The sequence below is a fragment of the Planktosalinus sp. genome, from assembly GCF_059864935.1.
In genome coordinates this window covers 1-1,347 of the sequence record NZ_JCBCCK010000094.1, presented here as the reverse complement: position 1 = coordinate 1,347, position 1,347 = coordinate 1, and the positions used below count along the sequence as shown (strand labels likewise).

The following is a 1,347-nucleotide window of genomic DNA, read 5'->3' as shown; positions in this document are numbered from 1 at the left end:
CTGAAATTGATGTGATGCGTCAAATGATTAAGGATTATGAAGCCGGTGACTGGGAGTCTTATAAATCTCACTATGCTGAGGATGCTAAAATTTATCACAACCGGGTAAACAGTGATTACCGTTCTGTTGATGAGGCCATTGAGGAACATAAAACCTTCATCGGCCAGATGAACAGCTATCAGTATTCAACAACAGAAAACCAAACTATTGAAATGATCATTGATAGCAAAGGAAATACTTGGGTAAGTTTTTGGGGTGTCTGGATCGGCAATTTCACAGAAAGTGGAAATGGGGCCCAAATCATCGTTCATATTTCTTCAAAGTTTGAAAATGGTAAAATTGTGCAAGAGCATATGTACTGGGACACTGCGCCTTTTGTGCTTGAAAGTATTTGGGTTGAAAATAAAGCAGATAAAGAGTTTGATGAACTTGATTTACAATAACCTTTAATATTTTTTGTGTTTGTAAACAAATTATGCCAGATTACCGGATAGAATTAAGTCGTTGATCATTGACCAAATTGTTGTTATAACTTTTGCGTATTTAGCAACTGAATTTTTATCCTCATTCACTGAGGTCGCAGACTATGTTGCTGGCTCTGTAGCAATAAAAAACACAGTCTAATCCTGCACAATAATATCCTTACTGTATTCTTCCTTTTGGTATTCGGGCTGGATGGTAATGTGGTTGATACCGAAATCATGAACCATCAACTCTTCTATTTCTTGTAGAATTTTATCAAATTCAGATATTTTTACATCTTCATTAAACTCAAGATGAGCTTCCAGATGTACTTCATCTTCGTTAAGTTGCCAAATGTGGATGTGGTGAATGCTTTTTACTTTAGAAATTTTATTGACTGTTTTGGTTATCGCCTCAACATTTAATTCATCAGGAGTAAAGAGCATCAACACTTTCAAGCTTTTTATAAACAACGCATAGCCCACATAAATCAGATACATCGCAATCAGAAGGGTCAAAACACTGTCTACCCACCAAACTTCATAATACTTCATCAAAATACCGCCAATCATTACTGCAATAGAGGAAAGCATATCTGTAAATAAATGCAGATAAGCCGACTTCATATTCATGTTTTTTTCGGCATCTTTCTTAATCAGTAAAACACTAATTCCGTTGACCAATACGGCAAGAAAAGCCAACCAAATTACTATATCTGAAGCAATGATTTCCGGTTTAAAAAACCGTTCAATTGCTTCAATAATGAGAATAAAACCAACTATAATAAGTACTGATGAATTTACAAAAGCTGCAATAATTTCTGCTCTTTTATAACCAAAGGTGCGTTTAGGTGAAGCTTTTTGTTTGGCAAGTATATTCGCTATA

2 protein-coding genes are annotated in these 1,347 nt (G+C 35.0%); one reads left to right on the top strand and one right to left on the bottom strand.

Going from position 1 to position 1,347, the window contains the following annotated elements:
- A partial coding sequence (locus AC6F75_RS04160) for a nuclear transport factor 2 family protein (RefSeq protein ID WP_500713687.1) occupies positions 1 to 443 on the top strand: 443 nt, incomplete at its 5' end.
- Between the two features lie 177 nt (positions 444 to 620).
- Here the strand turns inward: AC6F75_RS04160 and AC6F75_RS04155 are convergent.
- Positions 621 to 1,347 (bottom strand): cation diffusion facilitator family transporter (locus AC6F75_RS04155; RefSeq protein ID WP_500713686.1); only part of this gene is annotated, 727 nt, incomplete at its 5' end.